General features: G+C 39.0%; 22 protein-coding genes. 13 read left to right on the top strand and 9 right to left on the bottom strand.

Annotation, left to right across the window (positions count from 1 at the left end):
- Positions 1 to 195: 195 nt before the first annotated feature.
- Genes MKY49_RS13190 through moaA form a run of 3 tightly spaced genes read left to right on the top strand, consistent with a single transcriptional unit; the run spans position 196 to position 2,391 of the window.
- Positions 196 to 543, top strand: coding sequence for a DUF2294 domain-containing protein (locus tag MKY49_RS13190; protein WP_341386457.1), 348 nt, complete (start codon positions 196 to 198; stop codon positions 541 to 543).
- Between the two features lie 12 nt (positions 544 to 555).
- Positions 556 to 1,374, top strand: coding sequence for a formate dehydrogenase accessory sulfurtransferase FdhD (fdhD, locus tag MKY49_RS13185; protein ID WP_341386456.1), 819 nt, complete (start codon positions 556 to 558; stop codon positions 1,372 to 1,374).
- Complete coding sequence (gene moaA, locus MKY49_RS13180; RefSeq protein ID WP_341386455.1) at positions 1,375 to 2,391, top strand: GTP 3',8-cyclase MoaA; 1,017 nt, start codon at positions 1,375 to 1,377, stop codon at positions 2,389 to 2,391.
- Positions 2,392 to 2,437: 46 nt separating this feature from the next.
- Here moaA and moaC read toward each other — a convergent pair whose 3' ends face one another.
- Genes moaC through MKY49_RS13165 form a run of 3 tightly spaced genes read right to left on the bottom strand, consistent with a single transcriptional unit; the run spans position 2,438 to position 3,994 of the window.
- On the bottom strand, positions 2,438 to 2,920 hold the full coding sequence (gene moaC / locus MKY49_RS13175) for a cyclic pyranopterin monophosphate synthase MoaC (protein ID WP_341386454.1): 483 nt from the start codon (positions 2,918 to 2,920) through the stop codon (positions 2,438 to 2,440).
- Positions 2,913 to 3,503: a molybdenum cofactor guanylyltransferase gene (gene mobA, locus MKY49_RS13170; RefSeq protein WP_341386453.1), complete on the bottom strand. Its 591-nt coding sequence runs from the start codon at positions 3,501 to 3,503 to the stop codon at positions 2,913 to 2,915. Before mobA ends, moaC begins: the two co-directional genes overlap by 8 nt.
- Positions 3,500 to 3,994 carry a MogA/MoaB family molybdenum cofactor biosynthesis protein gene (locus MKY49_RS13165; RefSeq protein ID WP_274793425.1) on the bottom strand — a complete coding sequence of 165 codons (495 nt, stop codon included), beginning with the start codon at positions 3,992 to 3,994 and terminating at the stop codon, positions 3,500 to 3,502. The genes mobA and MKY49_RS13165 overlap by 4 nt, the downstream gene beginning before the upstream one ends.
- Positions 3,995 to 4,102: 108 nt before the next feature.
- Here MKY49_RS13165 and MKY49_RS13160 point away from each other — a divergent pair, with 108 nt between their 5' ends.
- The 5 genes from MKY49_RS13160 to moaD are packed head-to-tail and all read left to right on the top strand — an operon-like array spanning position 4,103 to position 7,612.
- Positions 4,103 to 5,119 carry a thiazole biosynthesis adenylyltransferase ThiF gene (locus tag MKY49_RS13160; RefSeq protein WP_274793424.1) on the top strand — a complete coding sequence of 339 codons (1,017 nt, stop codon included), beginning with the start codon at positions 4,103 to 4,105 and terminating at the stop codon, positions 5,117 to 5,119.
- Between the two features lie 13 nt (positions 5,120 to 5,132).
- Positions 5,133 to 6,422 carry a molybdopterin molybdotransferase MoeA gene (locus MKY49_RS13155; protein ID WP_341386452.1) on the top strand — a complete coding sequence of 430 codons (1,290 nt, stop codon included), beginning with the start codon at positions 5,133 to 5,135 and terminating at the stop codon, positions 6,420 to 6,422.
- Positions 6,386 to 6,910 carry a molybdopterin-guanine dinucleotide biosynthesis protein B gene (gene mobB, locus MKY49_RS13150; protein WP_274793422.1) on the top strand — a complete coding sequence of 175 codons (525 nt, stop codon included), beginning with the start codon at positions 6,386 to 6,388 and terminating at the stop codon, positions 6,908 to 6,910. Before MKY49_RS13155 ends, mobB begins: the two co-directional genes overlap by 37 nt.
- Positions 6,907 to 7,386: a molybdenum cofactor biosynthesis protein MoaE gene (locus MKY49_RS13145; RefSeq protein ID WP_341386451.1), complete on the top strand. Its 480-nt coding sequence runs from the start codon at positions 6,907 to 6,909 to the stop codon at positions 7,384 to 7,386. Before mobB ends, MKY49_RS13145 begins: the two co-directional genes overlap by 4 nt.
- Positions 7,379 to 7,612, top strand: coding sequence for a molybdopterin converting factor subunit 1 (gene moaD, locus MKY49_RS13140; protein ID WP_274793420.1), 234 nt, complete (start codon positions 7,379 to 7,381; stop codon positions 7,610 to 7,612). Before MKY49_RS13145 ends, moaD begins: the two co-directional genes overlap by 8 nt.
- A 37-nt stretch (positions 7,613 to 7,649) precedes the next feature.
- Here the strand turns inward: moaD and modB are convergent, their stop codons facing one another.
- On the bottom strand, positions 7,650 to 8,306 hold the full coding sequence (gene modB, locus MKY49_RS13135; protein ID WP_312506486.1) for a molybdate ABC transporter permease subunit: 657 nt from the start codon (positions 8,304 to 8,306) through the stop codon (positions 7,650 to 7,652).
- A gap of 2 nt (positions 8,307 to 8,308) precedes the next feature.
- A complete protein-coding gene (gene modA / locus MKY49_RS13130) occupies positions 8,309 to 9,097 on the bottom strand; it encodes a molybdate ABC transporter substrate-binding protein (RefSeq protein ID WP_341386450.1) in 789 nt (262 codons plus the stop codon).
- Positions 9,098 to 9,259: 162 nt separating this feature from the next.
- Between modA and MKY49_RS13125 the strand changes: the two genes are divergently transcribed.
- The 3 genes from MKY49_RS13125 to MKY49_RS13115 all read left to right on the top strand — a co-directional run bounded on the left by MKY49_RS13125 (position 9,260) and on the right by MKY49_RS13115 (position 11,839).
- A complete protein-coding gene (locus MKY49_RS13125) occupies positions 9,260 to 10,186 on the top strand; it encodes a helix-turn-helix transcriptional regulator (protein ID WP_274793417.1) in 927 nt (308 codons plus the stop codon).
- A 246-nt stretch (positions 10,187 to 10,432) separates the two neighbouring features.
- The gene (locus MKY49_RS13120) at positions 10,433 to 11,032 is read left to right on the top strand and encodes a trimeric intracellular cation channel family protein (RefSeq protein ID WP_341386449.1); all 600 of its coding nucleotides are present in this window, start codon (positions 10,433 to 10,435) and stop codon (positions 11,030 to 11,032) included.
- Between the two features lie 105 nt (positions 11,033 to 11,137).
- Entirely contained in the window at positions 11,138 to 11,839 is a 702-nt protein-coding gene (locus MKY49_RS13115; RefSeq protein WP_341386448.1) for an SIR2 family NAD-dependent protein deacylase, read from the top strand.
- Between the two features lie 29 nt (positions 11,840 to 11,868).
- Here MKY49_RS13115 and MKY49_RS13110 read toward each other — a convergent pair whose 3' ends face one another.
- The 3 genes from MKY49_RS13110 to crcB are packed head-to-tail and all read right to left on the bottom strand — an operon-like array spanning position 11,869 to position 12,919.
- Positions 11,869 to 12,216, bottom strand: coding sequence for a hypothetical protein (locus tag MKY49_RS13110; RefSeq protein ID WP_341386447.1), 348 nt, complete (start codon positions 12,214 to 12,216; stop codon positions 11,869 to 11,871).
- A 15-nt stretch (positions 12,217 to 12,231) separates the two neighbouring features.
- The gene (locus MKY49_RS13105) at positions 12,232 to 12,561 is read right to left on the bottom strand and encodes a fluoride efflux transporter FluC (RefSeq protein ID WP_341386446.1); all 330 of its coding nucleotides are present in this window, start codon (positions 12,559 to 12,561) and stop codon (positions 12,232 to 12,234) included.
- A gap of 1 nt (position 12,562) precedes the next feature.
- On the bottom strand, positions 12,563 to 12,919 hold the full coding sequence (gene crcB / locus MKY49_RS13100; RefSeq protein ID WP_341386445.1) for a fluoride efflux transporter CrcB: 357 nt from the start codon (positions 12,917 to 12,919) through the stop codon (positions 12,563 to 12,565).
- 963 nt (positions 12,920 to 13,882) lie between these two features.
- Here crcB and MKY49_RS13095 point away from each other — a divergent pair.
- Both MKY49_RS13095 and MKY49_RS13090 read left to right on the top strand, forming a co-directional pair.
- The gene (locus MKY49_RS13095) at positions 13,883 to 15,625 is read left to right on the top strand and encodes an ABC transporter ATP-binding protein (RefSeq protein ID WP_274793411.1); all 1,743 of its coding nucleotides are present in this window, start codon (positions 13,883 to 13,885) and stop codon (positions 15,623 to 15,625) included.
- Positions 15,622 to 17,355 carry an ABC transporter ATP-binding protein gene (locus tag MKY49_RS13090; RefSeq protein WP_341386444.1) on the top strand — a complete coding sequence of 578 codons (1,734 nt, stop codon included), beginning with the start codon at positions 15,622 to 15,624 and terminating at the stop codon, positions 17,353 to 17,355. Before MKY49_RS13095 ends, MKY49_RS13090 begins: the two co-directional genes overlap by 4 nt.
- Positions 17,356 to 17,404: 49 nt before the next feature.
- On the opposite strand, the gene MKY49_RS13085 is transcribed toward MKY49_RS13090, so the two are convergent.
- Positions 17,405 to 17,773: a hypothetical protein gene (locus tag MKY49_RS13085; protein ID WP_312506479.1), complete on the bottom strand. Its 369-nt coding sequence runs from the start codon at positions 17,771 to 17,773 to the stop codon at positions 17,405 to 17,407.
- Between the last annotated feature and the right edge of the window lie 29 nt (positions 17,774 to 17,802).

The following is a 17,802-nucleotide window of genomic DNA, read 5'->3' as shown; positions in this document are numbered from 1 at the left end:
TGTGATATAAATGATTATAGCCCTTTCCTTCAAAATGAACAATATTTATCATAAAATTTATTAAATGAGAATTGTTATCAAGAAATATTTTCTCTTTTATTTTTTTTCATGTTGCTATATCATTAACAAACTGTAAGGGTGACCCTCATCTCAATTTACTAAAAAAAGTTAAAATACGATAGGAGAATCATTGCTATGTCTAAAAAAGTACATGAATTTAATGACATGATTCGAAAGTTGCGTAAGGAATTATTCGGTAAAGGACCAGAGCGTATCCATACCGTTTTTGTTGAAAATATGGCTGTATCTACTTTGTATGGAAATATTACCCCAACAGAAAAATTCATTGCCAGTACACCTGATGGGTTAAAAATGGTACATGCTGCAAGAACAAGTATGATTCAAGATTTATATACGCAATCACCGCCAGAGGGAATGGAAGAATTGATGGGCAGTAAATTGCTTCACTTATTTTCAGATATAAAAATTGAAGAGGATTTTGCGATTTCCGTCTTTGTTTTTGAAAAGAACATCAGTGAGTAGGGGGAATGCCTGATGGATCGAGCGGTAACACGAAAAATTGTCCGTGTGGAAGGGCAGCAAGTAAAAGAAATAGATGATTTGATTGTCTCAGAATACGCTGTTACAGTAAAAATTAATCAGCAAGAATTTGTTACGATGGTGTGTACACCAGAGTATGTGGAAGATATGGTCATCGGTTATTTAGCTTCGGAGCGAGTTATTCGTAGCTATGAGGATATTGAGGAAATTTGGCATCAAGAGAAGGAAGGCTTTGTCCATATAAAAACTAAGCATGTCAATCCCTATTATCAGCAGACGCAAAACAAACGTTATATTACCTCTTGCTGTGGTATGAGTCGACAGGGCTTTGTGTTTACCAATGATGCATTAGTAGCGAAAAAAATGGAAGACGTTCATGTGCAAATAACAACAGAGGATTGCTTCCGTTTAATGCATGCGATGCAGGATGGGGCTGATATTTTTAAGAAAACAGGTGGTGTGCATAATGCCGCACTTTGTGATGTCCATGGCATCGTTTTAACCCGTATGGATATTGGACGACATAATGCTTTAGATAAAATTTACGGCTATTGTCTTCGCCATCATATTCGTATGCAAGATAAGGTTATCGTCTTTAGTGGGCGAATATCGTCGGAGATTCTTTTGAAAGTATCCAAAATTGGCTGTGAAATCGTTTTATCTAAATCAGCACCAACAGAATTAGCCTTGCAATTGGCCGAACAGCTAGGTATTACAACAGTGGGCTTTATTCGCCAGGATTCACTGAATATTTATACACATCCACAACGCATCCTATTATCAACTCAGAATGCACTGAAAGAAGGAGATTAGATGACGGATCTACAAGACCAACTTCACAGACCGTTAAGAGATTTAAGAATATCCGTGACAGATCGCTGTAATTTTCGCTGTCGCTATTGTATGCCAGCAGAAGTGTTTGGTCCAGATTACGCATTTTTACCGTCTGATAAAATATTAAACTTTGATGAGATTGAACGTTTAGTAAAAATTTTTGTGTCGTTAGGCGTTAAAAAGATACGTATTACAGGTGGAGAGCCACTGCTCAGACGGGATTTACCCGAATTAATCGCACGAATTAACCACATAGACGGTGTAGAAGATATTGCCTTAACAACAAATGGTTCATTATTAAAAAAATATGCCCAGCCACTGGCAAAGGCAGGATTATCCCGAGTTTCAATTAGTTTAGATTCACTCAATGATGAACGTTTTTTCGAGATGAATGGTCATCGAGGAAAGGTATTAACGGTGTTAGAGGGAATTGAAAAGGCAGCAGAAGCGGGTTTACAAGTAAAGATAAATATGGTTGTTCAAAAAGGCAAGAATGATCAAGATATTGTCACAATGGCTCAATTTTTTAAAGAAAAACAGCATATTCTACGCTTTATTGAATATATGGACGTAGGTAATTCGAATGGTTGGCGATTAGATGATGTAGTATCTAAAAAAGACATCATTGAGCAAATTCATTCGTTTTCTCCGGTACAGCCAGTTGCTCCAAATTACAAAGGGGAAGTAGCAACGCGTTATCAGTATCAAGACGCACAGGGGGAAATTGGTGTCATCTCATCTGTGACGGATTCCTTCTGTTCCACATGTTCTCGTGCGCGTCTCTCTGCAGAAGGAACATTATATACTTGTTTATTTGCTACAGAAGGTACAGATTTAAGAGATTTATTGCGTTCAGGGCAAAATGATGCGGCCATTATGGACTGTATTACAACTGTTTGGACAAAAAGAAATGATCGCTATTCTGATGAACGCAATGAACAAACAATGGCAAAGAGGAAACATGCAAAAATCGAAATGTCTCATATAGGAGGGTAGAGCATAAAACAGAAAAAATCGGCAAAATGATGCCGAATTTTTCTGTTTATTTATGCACAAAAGTGCCACTTTTTCCACCTGTTTTTTCAACAAGGTAGGTTTCTTTAATGACCATTGTTTTATCAACGGCTTTACACATATCATAGAAAGTTAATGCAGCAATTGACACAGCAGTAAGGGCTTCCATTTCAACACCTGTTTTCCCGCTACATTTAACAGTAGCTTGAATATGGAGCTCATAGCCATGTTCTGCTTGTTCATAGTCAAATTGGAAATCTGTGCCTTGAAGCATGATGGGATGGCACATAGGAATGATATCGGCCGTTTTTTTTGCACCCATAATCCCTGCAATTTGAGCAACTTGTGTCGGATCACCTTTTTTAATGCCACCTTGTTGAATGGCTTCATAGACGGTATCAGATAAAGTAATCGTACTGCGAGCAATGGCTATACGTGTTGTGACTTCTTTTGCTGATATATCGACCATTTTGGGACGACCTTCCTCGTTCCAGTGTGTGAAATTATTCATTGTTAGACTCCTTTTTAGTAGTTTGTGACCAATCTTGTTGGGCATTGATATTGATAAATGTTAGGCAATTGTCCTCAAAAGGGACATAGCAAACACGAACTTGCTCTAACAGCACTTTCATACTGCGTTTGTTTTGCTCCGTTAACTGTTGCGCCTTTGGTAAAGCAGTGCGCCGATATAATGCAGCTAATGGTTGATCGCGTTGGGCTTGTCTAGGAACAATAGCATCATATTCGTCATTAATTTTACTAAGCATTTTCTCAATAAAATCTGCATTCATATAAGGCATATCGCTCGCTACAACAAAGAACCATTCTACATCAGGATTGGCTTTCATTAAATGGTGCAGGGCAAAAAGAGGTCCTTGATGTGGCTGCTCTTCGATAACCCATTGGACATCTTCCTGCTCAAACATCTGTTGTAGGTGTGCGTTCGTAGCAATGATGAGAGGATCTAGCTGATTTTTTTGTAAGGCTATGAGACTATGTTTATATAAAGGCTGCCCAGCAAACAGTTCAAACATTTTAGGCTGACCATAGCGAGAGGATAGCCCGCCAGCTAACACAACACCTGCTATTTTCATAAGCGATTCAACTCACCGACAAAATGTTGGACTGTTGGAACAATAAGCTTTGTCATAGCTAGTGTCACTGCATTGGTGGAACCGGGTAATACATAGATAGCTGTTTGCTGACGGCTACCAGCTGTTGCCCGACTAAACATTGCTTTTGGACCAATTTCTTCAAAACTAAGTGTTCGAAACAACTCACCAAATCCCATCATTTCCTTTTCAAAAAGCGGCAGAATGGTGTCATAGGTTTGGTCTCTTGGTGTAAATCCTGTTCCACCTGTGACAATAACGGTATTGATTGTCGGATCACTGCACCAATTCTTCACATGCATGGCGATATCCTGTGGTTCATCCTTTGTTAGTTGATAGTCTCTTACTTCAAATGTAGCTTCTTGAAGCAAGGATTGAATACGCTGACCTGCATGATCATCTGCCTTTGTGCGTGTGTCACTAACGGTTAAAATTGCAACTTGAATGGGTTGCTGGTGATGTGTGGGATGCACAGTAAAAGACCTCCTTCATTCGTGTTTTACTGAAAAACATTGCTTTTATTATAATGCTATAAAGCAAAAGGTCAAACGAAAATTCATAGAAAGAAAGGCCCCATTGTTATGCAAAATAGATATTCTAGACAACAATTATTTAATTCTATCGGACAAGCAGGGCAGCAGTCCATCCAGCAAAAACATGTCCTCATTATAGGTGCGGGTGCATTGGGAAGTGCTAGTGCAGAAGCTCTTGTCCGTGCTGGTGTTGGTAAGTTGACGCTCATTGATCGTGATTATGTAGAATGGAGTAATTTACAAAGACAGCAATTATATACAGAACAAGATGCACAGGAAAAATTACCGAAAGTGATTGCTGCCAAAACAAGGCTCCAAAGTATCAACAAAGAGGTAGATATTCATGTCGCCATAATGGATGCTTGTACAGAGTCACTTCTGCCATTATTAGTAGGTGTCGATGTCATGGTTGATGCAACAGATAATTTTGATGTCCGCTTTGTGATGAATGATCTTGCACAAAAGCATCGAATTCCATGGGTGTATGGCTCTTGTGTTGGTAGCTATGGTGCGACCTATACGATTGTACCAGGTACAACACCTTGTTTGCATTGCTTGTTAAAGGTTATGCCCCATACAGGAATGACGTGTGATACGGTAGGAATTATTAGTCCAACAGTTCAGATCGTTGCTGCCTATCAAGTAGCAGAGGTTTTAAAGCTACTCGTTGGTGATGAAAAGGCCTTACGAAAAAGCTATTTAACATTTGATGTTTGGCAAAATCAACATTATGAAATCAATGTGGAAAAAATAAGGCAGGAGGATTGTCCCTCTTGTGGTAGCAAACCAATCTATCCTTATTTATCCTATGAAAATCAAACGAAATTAGAGATTCTTTGTGGACGAGATGCAGTACAAATACGACCTCCGAAGCCGATTTATTATCAGTTGGAGCAGCTAGCCAACCAGCTTCGTCCCTACGGTGAAATTCAAAAAAATCCTTACTTGCTATCATGTCAAGCCGAGGATTATCGAATCGTTATTTTTCAAGATGGTCGTGTCGTTATACATGGAATACAAGATATACAAAAAGCTAAAAGCATTTACTATCGTTTATTAGGTTAAAGGAGTGTACCGAATGGTAGAAAAAAGACAACCAATTCCTGTGGCAGAAGCTGTTCATCGTGTAATGGATTATGCCTTTCAAGCAAAAAAGGAGCTTGTGCCATTAACGCACGTTCATGGACGTTTTATAGCAGAAGCTATTCGAGCTGACCATGATGTACCTGCCTTCGATCGTTCCCCTTATGATGGATATGCTATTCGTTCTATTGATAGCCGAGAAGCTTCCTCGCAGCAACCAGTCCGTTTTCAGGTCGTTGGGGAAATTGGTGCAGGCTATGTCTATGACGAGGTTGTTGGCGAACGACAAGCTGTCCGTATTATGACAGGTGCGCCTATACCACAAGGGTGTGATGTAGTTGTGATGCTGGAATTAACGTATACGTTTGAGGAAAATGACCAAAAGTATATGTCAATTAAACGGTCATTTGAGGCGGGTACCAATATATCCTACAAGGGAGAAGATGTGCAGCAAGGTGCCATCCTCATTGAACGAGGGCAATATATTAACCCAGGAGTCATGGCCTTACTCGCTACTTTTGGTTATGAGCAAGTGCCTGTTTATCGTAGACCTGTCATTGGTGTGATTGCTACTGGTAGCGAATTACTAGAGCCAGGTGAACCTTTACAGCCTGGTAAAATTCGAAATAGTAATGCGTATATGATGATGGCTCAAATTGAACGTGCTGGCGCAGAAGTAAAATATTTCGGCAAATTAAGCGATGATCTCAATTTATGTATTGAGCATGTGGAAAAAGCCTTACAGGAAGTCGATGTTCTCATTACAACGGGTGGCGTTTCTGTAGGTGATTATGATTACTTACCAGCCATTTATGAAGCGATCGATGCAAAGGTATTGTTTAATAAAATAGCAATGCGCCCAGGTAGTGTGACAACGGTAGCGGCTCGCAGGGGACAATTACTATTTGGACTTTCTGGTAATCCTTCAGCTTGCTATGTAGGCTTTGAGCTATTTGTACGCCCAATTATTCGTACTGCATGTGGCAATCAACAACCACATTTACGTCGAGAGCAAGCGATTTTAGGAGCAGATTTTACAAAGCCTAATCCATTTACACGCTTCGTACGAGCGAGTGCCTACTATGAAAAAGGTCAGTTAGTTGCTGTCCCATCTGGGTTTGATAAATCAAGTGCGGTTTCATCTTTAGCGACAGCCAATGCTTTTATCGTTTTACCTGGTGGCTCACGCGGCTATGAAAAAGGGATGTCAGTAGCAGTCCTATTGTTAGAAGATAAACAAGGAAGTGAGTGGCCTTGGGACAAAATCGAAAAATACTACAGATAGTTGGCTATCAAAATAGTGGAAAGACGACATTAATGGAGCAACTGATCAAGCAAGCTACAGCAGCAGGATTACGAGTAGGGACCATTAAGCATCATGGACATGGTGGAGTACCACACGTAGATGCTTCGAAGGATAGTGGTCGTCATGAGAAGGCGGGAGCAGATGTCACGGCAGTTGCGGGAGCAGGTACTTTACGGATGAGTATTCACCAAAATCATTGGCATCTGGCTGAAATACTAGAAATGTATGCATCCTTTCCACTGGATGTCATTCTAATTGAAGGCTATAAAAAAGAACATTATCCGAAGATCGTGCTCTTACGAACAGCACAGGATGAAGCTTTACTACAACAAGTTTCTAATATTATTTGTGTGCTCTATTGGCCAAGCTATCCACTTGATTCGTCACTAGCTATTCCAGCCTTTTCAATTCATGAAGAAGCACAGTATATGAAGTTTTTATGGAAGGAAATGAGGAAACCATCATGACGTCAGCATTATTTGAAATTATTGATAAACCTATTGATGTAGAGGAAGTAAGACAAAAAGTACTTAGTCGAAATGCTGGGGCTATTACACTTTTCATTGGCACCGTGCGTGAAATGACGAATGGTAAAAAAACATTGCATTTAGAGTATCAAGCCTATCCTGCTATGGCAATTAAAATGTTTGAACAGATTGCAAAGGAAATACAAGAACAATGGTCAGAAGTGAAAGTGGCCATCACCCATCGTGTAGGTCATTTAGCTATTTCGGATATCGCTGTAGTCATTGCTGTTTCATCACCACATCGTAAAGTGGCCTATAGGGCGAATGAATATGCGATTGACCGCATAAAGCAAATTGTGCCGATATGGAAAAAAGAACATTGGGAGGACGGGACTGAATGGATTGGCGATCAATTAGAAAATGTCCCTTATCCGCAAGGAAAACCTGCCATTCAGGAGGAGGAAAAGTGTGATTAATATTTTATTATTTGCTCACTTACAGGAAGTAGTTGGGAAATCGAAGCTCACGGTAGAGCTCTCAGATGTGTCGGTTGCTCAATTGAAAGAGTGGATGGAACAGCAGTATCCGGAGCTATCATTACAACAAATGATGACAGCCATTAACGAGGAATTTGCGACAGATACAACGATTATCAACTCGGGTGACACGATCGCTTTTATACCACCAATCAGTGGGGGGTGACTGAAAAGAGGTAGTTGGTTGTAACCAACTACCTCTTTTATACTTTCAGGAGATGAATGCTAAGAAGCATAATAAAAGAAATGGCAATCATACACAAAACCCATGTCCAGGCAAGTGTCATGTTCCCTGAATCAAGCGCCATATAAATTGCAAGTGGGGTTGTTTGTGTCTTCCCTGGAATATTTCCCGCAAACATTAGAGTTGCTCCAAACTCACCCAAAGCTCTTGTAAAACTTAAAATTCCACCAGATACTAGTGACTTTAATGCGAGGGGAATGGACACATAAAGAAAGACTTGCCATTCATTTGCGCCATCCATACGTGCCGCGTTTTCGATATCTTTTTCAACAGAGGCAAAGCCAGTTTTAGCGGACTGATACATTAATGGAAAAGCAACGATTGTAGAAGCAATGACGGCTGCCCACCAAGTGAACATGACTGGCTGATCAAAAAGCCACACAATTAAATTGCCTAGCATACTATTTTTTCCGAACAAAACAATAAGCAGGAAACCTACTACAGTAGGGGGTAAAACAAGTGGCAGCAATAACAAGGTTTCAAGCACTACTTTACCTTTAAAATGACGTGTAGCCATCCATTTGCCCATTAGAATACCTGCTACTATCGCCATTATTCCTGCTACAAAGGCAATCTCTATCGAAAGCTTGAGCGGAGACCAGAAATCAACGCTCATCTTTATTGGACTCCTTTAAATCCATATTTTTTAAAGACACTCATGGCCTCATCCGTCTGTAAAAATTGATAAAAATTTTCCGCCTCGTTAGTATGCTTACTAGCTTTTAGGACACCTACAGGATAAATAATCGGCGCGTGCATACCCTGATCCGCAGTGGCAACGATATCGACTTTATCGGAGACAAGGGCATCTGTTCGATAAACGATTCCAGCATCCACATTTTCTGTTTCGGTATAAGTAAGGACTTGCCGCACATCTTTTGTGTAGACCACTTTCGATTCAAGTAGATCCCAAAGCTGCATATTTTTTAATGTGTCCACACCATACTGCCCAGCAGGTACGGTTTCGGGTGTACCAAGCGCTAATTTCCCTGCTTGCTGTAGATCTTCAAAGGAATGAATTTGTTTCGCATTATGTTTAGGAACGACTAATACTAATTCGTTTGCTAATAAATTGATTCCTTGCTGTCGATCAATCATTCCTTCTTCTACAAGGGTATCGAATTTATCCTCTGCTGCTGACAAGAAAAGATCTACAGGAGCACCCTGTAAAATTTGTTGTTGCAGTGCACCTGAACCACCGAAGTTAAAGTGGATTTTGATGGATTCATGTTCTTTTTCATAAATTGTTTGAAGTTCTTTTAAGGCATCCTGTAAACTAGCTGCCGCAGAAATTGTTAATTCAACAGGTTTATTTGCTGAGACCTCATTTTCTTGGCTACTACAGCCAGCTAATAGACCTCCTAGTATAAACACTGTTGCAAAGAAACTATAAAAGTATTTTCTCATGATGATGGTACTCCTTTTATAACTCGTTATAACAAGACATAACCAATTATAATAAGACATAAGTAAAAAGGAAAGATAGGATTGCTAGAAAACTTCAAGATGTTCATCAGACAATAAATACGTTACCATGTAAAAAGAGGCTTATAGGAGGAGAACTTTTACATGTCACAAGAACAATCCTATACGATTGAAGAAGTCGCACAATTATTAAAGGTTTCAAAATTAACAGTTTATGATTTGGTGAAAAAAGGAGATTTGCCCGTTTTCCGTGTCGGCCGGCAAATGCGGGTAGATCGTATGGACTTGCAAGCCTATATTCAAAAACGTAAAACAGGTACAACTCAAAAAGTGCCCGTGCCAAAGATAGGCAATCAAGCAAAACAATATCCTAAAATTATTATTAGTGGACAGGATTTAGTGTTGGATTTATTAGCAAAATATATTGAGAAAAGACAATCGATTAAAGTATTACGTTCCCATGAAGGTAGCTTTAATGGTGTCATGGCGTTGTATAACGGAGAATGTGATATTGCGAGTTTACATATGTTTGATGGTGATACAGGAGACTATAATACACCCTATGTAAAAAAGATTTTTGTGAGCCATCCTTTCATACTTTTCAATGTCATTTCACGTCGAGCAGGTTTCTATGTTCAAAAAGGAAATCCGTTGCAACTTCAATCATTTGAAGATTTTAAGACTACAGCGTGTAAGCTAATCAATCGTGAGAAGGGCTCGGGTGCTCGGACTTTATTAGATGAACAATTGCGAATTCACCACATCTCACCATCCACTATTGAGGGGTACCATAACGAAGAAATGAGTCATCTTGATGTTGCCTCTGCTGTAGCAAATGGTCATGCAGATGTTGGAATAGGAATTGAAAAAATGGCTAAGCTCATTAATGTCGATTTTATACCTGTAGTAACAGAGCGTTATGACATTGTGTTATTCAAATCACCTGAAAATCAACCATTAATTGATCTAGTGAAGGAAATTTTGACTGCACCAGATTTTCAGGCGGAAGTGGCTGCTTTAGGAGATTATGATATTTCACAGATGGGTCAAGTCATGTATGAAACGTTGTAATCTAAAATTTTTCATTGAGTTTCCCTACAACATCGATTACAATTTTACTGGGAAATTGTATGGTCGTTGTGTTATTCCTACATTGCTCAACGTCAACACAATTTCTATATAATACATGGTGAGATGGATAAATTAGTAGATAAAACTGCTTAGATATTAGCCCGCCATAAAATAGTTTGCGATTTATATGCGCAACTATTTTATGGTGGGCTTTTTATATAGGCTAAAAAATAGGAGTTGAAACATGTGACTTGGTCAGTTTTACACATCATTGGTATTATTGCATACGCGATTAGCGGAGCATTTGTGGCGTTACAGGCCAACTATTCGTTTATTGGTATATTTGTGCTTGGTCTAACAACCTCTTACGGCGGTTCCATCATTCGCAACGTTGTCCTTGATATACCTGTGTCAGATATATGGGAGCGTCATTCCTTACTCGTTGTCCTCATCACACTAACGACCCTTTTATTTATCAAAAGGGATTGGATACATCACTGGAACCGATGGGGATATTTCTTTGATTCGATTGGCCTTGCTTCTTTTGCTATACAAGGAGGGTTATTAGCAAAAAGCTTGAATCATGATCTAGGCATCATTATCATCGCTTCGATGTTTACTGGTGTGGGGGGAGGAATGATTCGTGATTTATTAGCTGGTCGAACGCCACTTGCATTAAGAGAAGAAATACATGCCGTATTGACTTTTTTATGTGCTCTTTGCATATGGGCAGGGTGGAGCAGCTCTCTTGAGTTGTCGATAATCGTTATTGCCATCGTGCTCATTCGAATGTTATCTGTAAATAATAAATTAAAATGGCAGCGTCCTTTTAAACAATCTCACTAGCATGATGTGAAGTGGTGATAAAATAATCAACATTCACAGGAAAAATGGACTAATTGTCGAAGTAGGAGTAGATAACTTTTTCAATATGAATGGGGGAATGAAAATATGACTATAAAACGTTTAAGTGAGTGGTTGCAAACATCAACGAACACGGTCATTTTAACAGGAGCGGGCATGTCAACAGAAAGTGGAATCCCAGATTTCCGTTCAGCATCGGGCTGGTGGAAAAATATAAATCCTCGAGCTGTAGCGACAACTGAGGCATTGACAGAAAATTATTCTTTATTTCATGAGTTTTATAAAATGCGCCTTGAAAATTTAGAAAAAGCAGCACCTCACGAAGGTCATCAAATTTTAGCGGATTGGGAACAAAGGGGAATCGTTTCATTAGTGGCTACTCAAAATGTGGATGGTTTTCATCAATTGGCAGGAAGTCAAAAAGTAGAGGAATTACATGGTTCGATACGTTCCATTCGTTGTCACCGTTGCCAGCAGGCGGCTTCCATGGAGCATTTCTTGAGCAAGGCTAGTTGCAGTCATTGTGGTGGCAAACTTCGTCCAAATGTCGTTCTATTTGGAGAAAGTCTACCGCAAATTAGCTGGCACACGTCAATGGAGGCGATTAAAAAGGCTGAACTTGTCCTTGTCATAGGAACAAGCCTTGAGGTATACCCCGTAAACCAGCTGCCGATGATGACAAGTGGGAAAACCGTTTATATTAATTTAGATATGTCGCAGCATGCAACGCCATTCGATTTAAAAATAGAGGGGAAAATAAAAGAAGTGTTGCAACAATTAGAAGTGTAAAAAGGCGCCCTTGCGAAAACAAGTGGCGCCTAAAACATTTGCGGTAAAAATTCCTTTGTGAATCGTTGATTTTTACGTAGCCATATTTTTAAAATCATCCGATGTGTTAGCAGTCTATGCCTTTTATTTGGCCTTGCCTTTGCTTCTAGTAAGCTTTGAAGTAGAATACAAGTTTCAGTTGCAAAAGCTTCAGGCTCCACGAGAACATCGAGCTTGTAATCGATGAGCCGAGATGCCTGGACCTTAGTAAGGAGTTGGGCAAATCGCGTATTCATAGCTGCATAATTTTCTTCTAATTCTAGATCGATCAGTTCGTAAAGTGTATGTTCTATTTCAACTTCAAGTTCTTGTAGTAGTTCATTTAATGGCTGTGTCAATAAATATCACCTCTTTTACACTACTAGATAACCAATAACAGCAAACAATATGCCAACTAACACGGTACTAACGATATAGCTAATGACCTGCCTCCATTTTTGCTGTTCAATCAGCTGGAGTGATTCAAATCCAAAAGTGGAGAATGTCGTATAGGCTCCTAAAAAACCAATGCCAATCAGTTGCCATAACCAATCACTAAGCTGTAGAGCAAATACAAGACCAAGTGCAAACGAACCTGTACTATTGATAATAAACGTTGCCCACGGGTATGGATGTGCTAGTAATTTTCCTAGATAAAATCTTGTAAGAGCACCAAAGAATCCACCTATTCCTACAAAAATCATACTACATCCCCCTAGCCACTCGAATTCCGAGCCATGCACAAGCTAGTCCACCTACGACACTCGCCACAACATAAAGTATAGCCTGAAGCCACTCGCCATTTTCTAGGAGTAATAGTGTCTCTAAGGAAAATGTCGAAAAGGTGGTAAAGGCGCCACAAAAGCCCGTACCAATCCCAAGTACAATTGGTGTGCGCTTTGTAAAAGAAGTAAAAAGCCATGCTAAGCAAAAGCAACCAAGTAAATTGATAAACAGTGTCGTTAAAGGAAATGGTCCTGTATTTGGAATAATAACACTAAGACTATACCGACTAATGGCACCAAATATACCGCCAATTCCTACAGCTATAAATGACTTCAAAGTAAAGACCCCTAACTAAAAATGACTATAGTGAAAGTGTAGCATGAGTAGAAAATTTTAGAAATATTTCTACTCAACAACGCCGATCTATGTCCCTAAAACTAGCTTTTATCTGTATATAATGTTTAGAAGCTGTTTAGAAGGGAAGGGAAATTTTGATTTGGCTCTTTAATATATCAAAATATTAAATATGATGAAAGAGTTTTCATTTAAATAAGATTCTTAAAAACGTTGACATGGCATTCGCCGTTTACGGAATACCCGTTAACGGCTTAACCGGAAACGGAAACCCCGCCACTACTAAGTAATAAATAACTAAATAATAAATAACTAAATAATAAATAACTAATGATGATGATATATAAGGATTAGAAAGATGGAAGAAGATTGCGGCAAACATTGGCATCATTTTATGGCGTATTATCGGGGTATTTTTTATTGCATGTTTTTAATTTCAGCCTTTAGGTTAATGTAAGCAATCATCAATTATTGTAAAGTTATAGTCGATACTCAACTAACATATCTGCCTTTTGGTTCCATAAAGCAATTCAATGCTTTAAAGCGATAACTATTTTCTAGGAATGATAAAAAATTACAGGAGGATAGTTGACAAATATTTCTATAGTGTGATAATCTTCAAGAACACTATAACAAATCAACCAAAGGAGGGCATGACAATGTTAATTTTACCAGTATCATATTCATTCACAGTTACATACATTGTCCATGCCTAACGTTTATTTAAGATTGCAGAAAAAGGTATGGATTCCGTTCTGCCTTTTATAAGAGACACATGCTCTTTGTAGGGTATGTGTCTTTTTTGGTGCCTAAAAAGGTTGTAGTGAAAATAAAAAAGGAGTGTATGTATATGCGAAACACAGTACAACGAATGATTTTCAAAAAGGAATTTCTTGAAAGTGGGTAGCTATCCGCAACAGCACGGAAGAAAGAGGGTTATGATGAATGTTTGACGTTTTAAGTAAATTAGGCTGGTTCTTTAAAAAATATTGGAAGCAATATACAGTTGCGATAGTGCTGCTGATGATTGCCAGTGGGCTGGAAGTTGTTCCTCCCTATTTGCTCGGTACTATTATCGATCTGTTGACTGCAGGAGAAATGACGCCAGCAATTTTAACAAAGTATATATTAATTTTCATTGGGATTATTATTGGGGGATATCTATTAAATTTTGTGTGGCAATTCCGACTATTTGAAGGGGCTATAAACCTGGAGAAAATTTTACGTCGCAATTTAATGCAGCATTTTTTACGGATGACCCCAACGTTTTATGAGAAAAACCGCACAGGGGATTTAATGGCACGTGCAACAAATGATTTAAATGCCGTCTCCTTAACAGCAGGCTTTGGTATTATGACGTTGATTGACTCAACGATTTATATGGGCTTTATCATTTTTGCGATGGGTTATATGATTTCGTGGAAGCTAACATTTTTTGCGATGTTGCCTGTACCTATAATGGCCATCCTAATTCAATATTTAGGGAAAATCGTTCATGAGCGCTATATGAAGGCACAAGATGCATTTGGTGAGCTGAACGATAGTGTACTTGAATCTGTAGCGGGCGTGCGAGTGGTGCGTGCCTATGTGCAGGAAAAAAAGGATGAGGCTAATTTCGCAGATATGAGTGAAACAGTCTATGCGAAAAATATTCATACAGCTAAAATTAACGCTTTATTTGGTCCAATAACAAAAGTTGGGACTGGGATTAGTTATGTTGTAGCGCTTGGCTATGGAGCTTACTTAGTGTCAACGGAGGCCATGACTGTTGGGCAACTGGTCACATTTAATGTCTATTTAGGGTTAGCTGTTTGGCCAATCTTCGCCATTGGAGAGTTAATCAATGTAATGCAGCAAGGGAATGCCTCACTTGATCGGGTGCAGGAAACATTGAACTATGAAGCGGATGTTCAAAATATTCCGAATCCACAAATGATTGCGACACCTAAAGCAATTGGTTTTGATGATTTAACATTCCAATATCCAATGAGTCAGGTGAAAAACCTACAGCAAATTTCACTATCATTAAAAAAAGGCCAAACGCTTGGCATTGTTGGTAAAACTGGAGCGGGGAAAACAACGTTCCTACGCCAATTATTACGAGAATATCCAATCGGTCAGGGTCAGCTTTTGATTGATGGTATCGATATTACGGCTCAAACGAAGGAACAGATTCTTGATTGGATTGGTTATGTACCACAAGATCATGTACTTTTCTCTCGTACTATCCGTGAAAATATATTATTTGGGAAAGAAGATGCGACCCAAGCTGAATTGCAGCAGGCCATTCGTGCCGCGTATTTTGAAAAAGATCTAGAAAACTTACCAATGGGTCTTGAAACACTTGTTGGGGAAAAAGGTGTATCTCTTTCAGGCGGTCAAAAACAACGAGTGTCTATTGCTCGTGCGTTGATTAAAGATCCTGAAATTTTAATGCTTGATGATTCGCTTTCCGCTGTCGACGCGAAGACAGAGGCAAGAATTATTGAAAATATTCAGCGTGAACGTCATGGTAAAACGACGATTATTACGACGCATCGCCTATCAGGCATCCAACATGCTGATGTCATTATCGTATTGGATGATGGGCAAATAGTAGAGCAGGGAACACATGAGGAACTTCTTTCACAACAAGGATGGTATAAAGAGCAATTTGACCGTCAGCAGCTAGAAGGAGGTGCCTCATGAGTACGAGTCAACGTTTAACTCGCTATGCGATGTATTTTAAAAAGCCAATACTTCTTGGCTTGTTCTTCCTAACAATCGCCGTTTTTACGGAGCTTGTTGGGCCATTTATTGCCAAACATATTATTGATCATTACATGACGATAGGTCATATTGAAATCAAACCGATAACATGGTTATTACTAGTTTATTTACTGTTAGCCATTGCAACAGCCATATTACGCTATTTTATGTATATTTATTTACAAATTGGCGCGAACCGCGTCATCCAAAAATTACGGAAAGATGTCTTTGAGCATATTCAAACTTTACCAATTCAGTACTTTGATAATTTGCCTGCAGGTAAAATTGTGGCGCGCGTAACAAATGATACAGAGGCGGTTCGTAATTTATATGTGCAGGTACTTTCCAATTTTGTAACGAGCTTTATTTCGATCATTGGCGTGTATATCGCACTCTTTATTTTAAATTGGAAAATGGCGATGCTTGCTTTAACAATGATTCCGATTGTTTACTTATGGATGATTTTATATCGAAAGTTTGCTTCAAAATATAATGACGTCATTCGTACGAAAATCGCAGATATAAACGCTATGATTAACGAATCCATTCAAGGTATGACAATTATTCAGGCGTTCCGTCGTGAGCAACAAATGACCAAGGAATTTGATGACATGAATAATGAGCATTATGCTTATGAACGTAAGCTACTAGTGCTTGACTCAGCCACTTCCTTTAACCTGGTGAATACGTTAAGGCTCATCATGTTTACGGTCTTTATTTTCTACTTTGGTACGCAATCATTTACAGCAACTCAAGTGATTTCCGCAGGGACATTATATGCGTTTGTCGATTATTTAACAAAGCTATTTAATCCGATCACGAATATTGTAAACCAATTTTCACAGCTTGAGCGTTCACTTATTGCTGGTAAACGTGTCTTTGAGGTACTAGATACGGATGGTGAGCCTGTTTCTGAAAAGAGCTTACCAAGATATAAAGGAAATGTGGTCTTCGAAGATGTTTCCTTTGCTTATAAGGATAATGATTATGTATTGAAAAACCTATCATTTAAAGCGCATCAAGGTGAAACCATCGCTTTAGTTGGTCATACGGGCTCTGGGAAAAGTTCCATTATGAACTTACTATTCCGCTTCTATGATCCATCGAAAGGGAAAATCACAATCGATGGCATTGATATCACCTCTGTTCCTCGTCAAACGATGCGTGAACATATGGGGATTGTGCTACAGGACCCTTATTTATTTACAGGCACGATCGCCTCCAATGTGAGCTTAAACAACCCTAACATCTCACGTGAAAAAATTGATGCTTCTTTAAATGCAGTCGGAGGAGAACGTGTTTTAGCCAACTTACCAAATGGTTATGATGAGCCAGTTATTGAGAAGGGGAGTACGTTATCATCAGGACAACGTCAGTTGATTTCCTTTGCACGAGCACTTGCCTTCGATCCATCGATTTTAATATTAGATGAAGCGACTTCGAATATTGATACGGAAACGGAAGAGATTATACAGCATGCCATGGACGTTCTTAAAAAAGGACGAACAACATTTATTATTGCCCATCGACTTTCTACAATTAAAAATGCGGACCGTATCCTTGTGCTTGATCGAGGGAAAATTGTTGAGAATGGTACACATGATGAGCTACTAGCCCTTGGCGGTATTTATGACAAAATGTATCAAATGCAAGCAAGTTCCTTACAGTAATACTGGATGAAAGAGCCCCACTTCATACATGGAAGTGGGGCTCTCTTGTTTATCTTACATATTTAAAGACATTCACAAAGAATAATAGGACGGACAGCGCTACAGCAATGCCACCACCTGATACAAATAATTCAAATAACCAGCGTGGTACATCAAGATAGACCATCATCATGCCAACAAGGAGGAATGGTAAACCAATATTATAAAGCCAAAATTGTGCCTTAGCGAGACCAGTTTCTGCAGCTTCTTTATACGTTGAATAAATTAAACCTATGAATCCAGTAGTCAGCCAACCTACCACACCGATATGAGCATGTGTCGCCTTCCATTGAAGTTGAACAGTATAATGCATAAACAGGCCAAAAGCAAAAACAATCAATAAATAAAAGACTGAAACCTTTATCCATTTAGCACCCATCATCCACAACTCCTTTCTTGAAAGTCTTT

This window comes from Lysinibacillus sp. FSL M8-0134, assembly GCF_038069745.1.
Classification (GTDB): Bacteria; Bacillota; Bacilli; order Bacillales_A; family Planococcaceae; genus Lysinibacillus; species Lysinibacillus irui.
This window is presented reverse-complemented; position numbering and strand designations above follow the sequence as displayed.